Below are 3,753 nucleotides of genomic sequence, written 5' to 3' on the forward strand. Positions count from 1 at the left end.
GGTCGGCGGGGTGGCCGCGGCCCTGGTCTCGGCGGTGCTGTTCGGCGCGACCTTCATCGGCGTCAGCACCCTCGCACTGGCCACCGGGGCCCAGTTGCGTTTCCCGCGCTCGGTGGCGCTGCTGACCGCCGGGTACTCCGTCGGCCAGATCCTCGGCCCGCTCGCCGTCGCCCCGCTGCTGCGCCACGGCTACCGTCCGGCCCTGCTCCTGGCCGCCCTGGTGGTCCTCGCCGCGGCCGTCGCCGCCGCCGTCCTGCGGTCCGGCTTCCCGCACCACGCGGTGGCGGTACGACACTCCGTGCCGGAGCAGGCCCGGCGGACCGCGCCCGCCGAAGCCGACCGCTGATCAGGCGGAGTGGGCGGCGCCGGCGCCGAGCAGGGCGAGGCAGTTGGCCCAGAGGGGGCTCAGCCGCCCGGTGTTGTTGTAGAGCTTGGCGAACATCACCTGGCCCTCCAACTGCGCGACGACGGAGCGCGCCGCCTCCCGGGTGTCGGTGACGGTGACGTCCCCGCGGTCCCGGGCCTCGGTGACGACCGCGTCGACCATCTCGACCTGGGCGTCGAAGATCTCCTGCAGCCGGGTGCGGACGGCCTCGGTCTGGTTGCTCATCTCCAGGCTGAGATTGCCGAACAGGCAGCCCATTACGGTGCCGCAGCCCTGCTGTCCGGCGCGCAGGCCCGCCTCCGTCTCCTCGAACAACCGCCGCAGCCGCTCCAGCGGTTCGGCGTCCCCACTCGCATCGCTCAGGACGCGCGTCCACTCGCGCCGCTGCTCCGCCCAGTGCTCGTCGACGACGGCCAGCGCGAGGGCCTCCTTCGACTCGTAGAAGTAGTAGAAGCTGCCCTTCGGCACCCCTGCCGCCCGGCAGATCTCGGCCACTCCCAGCGCCGAGTAGCCACGCGCCTCGAAGAGCGAGCGCCCGGCGGCGAGGATCTTCTCTCCGGCGTCACTGGTCCTACCCATACAACTACTATACGACCGGTCGGCTATGGGCCACCGAGCTGCTCCAGCCGGGCCACCAGCTCCGCCGCGGTCGACTTGATCGTCTCCAGCCCCGGCTTCCCCCACGGCCGCGGCTCAATGTCGACGACACACACGGTGCCCAGCACCATCCCCGTGGAGTCGATGAGCGGCGCCCCCAGGTAGGAACGGATGCCGAACTCGTCGACGACCGGATTGCCCGCGAACCGCGGATAGTCGCAGACATCCTCAAGAACCAGCGCCTTACGTCGGACCACCACATGGGGGCAGAACCCATAGTCACGCGCCAACTGCCGGCCCACCTCGGGCTTGGCGTGCTCCCCTCCCGTGGTGGGCCTGCGCAGCCCCGCACCGCCCGGAGTGTGCAGCCCGGCGAAGAACTGCCGGTCCTCGTCAATGAAGTTGACCATGGCGTACGGCGCTCCGGTGAGCTCGGCGAGCTGGTCCGCGAAGGCGTCCAGCGCCGGGTCCGGGTGCTCCCCCAGACCCAGCCCGCGCAGCCGCCGCCTCCGCCCGGGCGCCTCCTTGTCCTCGGGCGTGAGCAGCAGACGACCGGCCGGACGCGGCGGGTCGTAGCTCATGGGCGTACTCCGGCCCTGTGGAGGTATGTCATAGAGGAACTCCGTGAAGGGTGTGCGGGCATCACATGTGGGCACCATGGCTCGGCGCGTGCGCCGGGGCGTGCTCGATGAGATGGCGTACGAGGGTGAGCAGGGTCTGCACCCCGGAACTGGAGATCCGCGCGTCGCAGCGCACGACCGGGATCCCGGGGTCGAGATCTATGGCGGCCCGTACCTCCTCGGGGTCGTAGCGGTAGGAGCCGTCGAACTCGTTGATCGCGACGATGAATCCGAGGCCGCGCTGCTCGAAGAAGTCGACGGCCGCGAAGCACTCCTCCAGGCGGCGGGTGTCGGCGAGGATGACCGCGCCGAGCGCGCCCTCGGACAGCTCGTCCCACATGAACCAGAACCGCTCCTGTCCGGGCGTACCGAACAGATAGAGCACGTGTTCCGGGTCGAGGGTGATCCGGCCGAAGTCCATCGCCACGGTCGTCTCGACCTTGTTCTCGATGCCTTCGAGATCGTCGGTCGCGGCACTGACCGTGGTGAGCAGCTCCTCCGTACTGAGCGGCGCGATCTCGCTCACCGCGCCGACGAAGGTCGTCTTGCCGACACCGAAACCGCCCGCCACCAGGATCTTCAGCGCGGTGGGGAAGGGATCGCGGTGGCCGCTCTCGTAGTCAGAGCTGTCGTCGTAGTCCATCGAGCACTGCCTCCAGAAGTGACCGGTCAGTGGGGTTGTGGTGGAACTCGGGCGGCTTGGTGGTCAGCGTCCCGCAGTCGACCAGGTCCGACAGCAGCACCTTGGCGACCACCGCCGGCAGCTTCAGGTGGGCGGCGACCTCGGCGACCGAGACGGGCGCGCGGCACAGGTCGAGCGCCTGCGCGTGCTCGGGGCCGAGATAGCCGAGGGGGGTGGCGCCGGTGGCCATCACCTGCGACAGGAGGTCGAGCGCGATGGACGGCCGGGTACGGCCGTTGCTGACCGTGAAGGGGCGCACAAGACGTCCGGCCGCGTCGTCCAACCAGGGCCCGTCGCCGGCCGTCGCCACGCTCAAGGCCTCATCGCAGGGGATTCGACGGCGTGCTGGCGGGGCGCGGTCACGAGGTAGGGGCGGACGCTCTTGACCAGCATCGCCATCTCGTAGCCCAGCACGGCGGCGTCGGCCTCCCGGCCGGCCAGCACGGCGAGACAGGTGCCGGAGCCGGCGGTGGTGACGAACAGCAGCGTCGAGTCGAGCTCGACGACGACCTGCCGGACGTCCCCGCCGTCACCGAAGCGGACACCCGCGCTCCGGCCGAGGGAGTACAGGCCGGAGGCCAGGGCCGCCATGTGGTCGGCGCTGTCGGGGTCGAGGCCGTGAACCGACTTCACGAGGCCGTCGCAGGAGAGCAGTACCGCGCTGGTGGTGTGCGGTACGCGCTGCACGAGGCCGCTCATCAGCCAGTCGAGATCGGATACATGGCCGGTCGGCGCGTCGCTCGCCATGGTGGATCGACTCCTTGGGGTACGAAGGTCTGCGGGAGCGCGGGTGGGGGTGGGGGCGTGCGTGGTCATCCGGCTGATGCGCTCCCGTCGTGCCGGGCGGTGAGATCGTGACCGGGCGCATGCGCGTGCGCTTCGGCTATGGGTGCCGCGTCCATGTGGGGGGCGAGGAGGAAGTGGTCCGTGCCGTTGACCGCGGCGGAGAGGGCTGGGCTGGTGCCGGTGCCTGCGCTTGTGTCCGAACCCGTGTGGTCGGGGCCCATGTGGGACGGGCTCGTATAGACCCCGCCTGTGTGCACCCCGTTGGAGTGCAGGAACTCCGTATGGCTTGCCTCCGTGTGGGCCGGCTCCATGTGCGGCACCTCCACGTGCGGTGACGCCATGTCGGCCCCCTCCGACGTCTCCGCCGCCTCCATGTGCTGCCGTGCCTCCGCGAGGCCGATCCCGCGTTGGAAGGCCGCCATCAGGCCCGGGTCGTGACCGGCGGGGTGCTCGGAGTCCTGACGGGGTGCGGGGCCGTCGCGGAGTTGGGGTGCGATGTGTTCCTGGGCGCGGCGCCGGGGCAGCTGGGGAGGCTTGCCCATGGTGCCGCGTACCGCGCCGCCTCGTGGGACGGGCGGTGTGGTCGCGTTCGTCGCCACGGCGTCCCGGTCGTCGGGCCGGATGCCGGGGACGGCTTCCGCGGGATTGGCCCGCTCCGCGTGGGCGCCGCGCACGGGCAGCGG

At 71.2% G+C, this 3,753-nt stretch carries 6 protein-coding genes and 1 pseudogene; 1 reads left to right on the forward strand and 6 read right to left on the reverse strand.

What is annotated here, in order from left to right; all coding sequences use genetic code 11:
* Positions 1-346: YbfB/YjiJ family MFS transporter (locus R6V09_RS48340; protein ID WP_317887806.1), on the forward strand; the 346-nt coding region annotated here is incomplete at its 5' end.
* On the opposite strand, the gene R6V09_RS48345 is transcribed toward R6V09_RS48340, so the two are convergent.
* The 6 genes and pseudogenes from R6V09_RS48345 to R6V09_RS48370 form a co-directional block, all read right to left on the reverse strand.
* Positions 347-964, reverse strand: coding sequence for a TetR/AcrR family transcriptional regulator (locus R6V09_RS48345; protein WP_317887807.1), 618 nt, complete (start codon positions 962-964; stop codon positions 347-349).
* 23 nt (positions 965-987) lie between these two features.
* Positions 988-1,563 carry a GAF domain-containing protein gene (locus R6V09_RS48350; RefSeq protein ID WP_317887808.1) on the reverse strand — a complete coding sequence of 192 codons (576 nt, stop codon included), beginning with the start codon at positions 1,561-1,563 and terminating at the stop codon, positions 988-990.
* Between the two features lie 61 nt (positions 1,564-1,624).
* On the reverse strand, positions 1,625-2,245 hold the full coding sequence (locus tag R6V09_RS48355) for a GTP-binding protein (RefSeq protein WP_317887809.1): 621 nt from the start codon (positions 2,243-2,245) through the stop codon (positions 1,625-1,627).
* Positions 2,223-2,594, reverse strand: coding sequence for a DUF742 domain-containing protein (locus R6V09_RS48360; RefSeq protein WP_317887810.1), 372 nt, complete (start codon positions 2,592-2,594; stop codon positions 2,223-2,225). Before R6V09_RS48360 ends, R6V09_RS48355 begins: the two co-directional genes overlap by 23 nt.
* A gap of 2 nt (positions 2,595-2,596) precedes the next feature.
* Positions 2,597-3,031: a roadblock/LC7 domain-containing protein gene (locus R6V09_RS48365; RefSeq protein ID WP_019069670.1), complete on the reverse strand. Its 435-nt coding sequence runs from the start codon at positions 3,029-3,031 to the stop codon at positions 2,597-2,599.
* A gap of 65 nt (positions 3,032-3,096) precedes the next feature.
* A pseudogene (locus R6V09_RS48370) lies at positions 3,097-3,753 on the reverse strand (hypothetical protein); the annotation flags it as partial.

This window comes from Streptomyces sp. W16, from assembly GCF_033194735.1.
Lineage (GTDB): Bacteria > Actinomycetota > Actinomycetes > Streptomycetales > Streptomycetaceae > Streptomyces.

Excerpts from the sequence above, each read along its gene's own strand:
- R6V09_RS48345 (WP_317887807.1), bottom strand. The coding sequence starts at position 964 with ATGGGTAGGACCAGTGACGCCGGAGAGAAGATCCTCGCCGCCGGGCGC.
- R6V09_RS48350 (WP_317887808.1), bottom strand. The coding sequence starts at position 1,563 with ATGAGCTACGACCCGCCGCGTCCGGCCGGTCGTCTGCTGCTCACGCCC.
- R6V09_RS48355 (WP_317887809.1), bottom strand. The coding sequence starts at position 2,245 with ATGGACTACGACGACAGCTCTGACTACGAGAGCGGCCACCGCGATCCC.
- R6V09_RS48365 (WP_019069670.1), bottom strand. The coding sequence starts at position 3,031 with ATGGCGAGCGACGCGCCGACCGGCCATGTATCCGATCTCGACTGGCTG.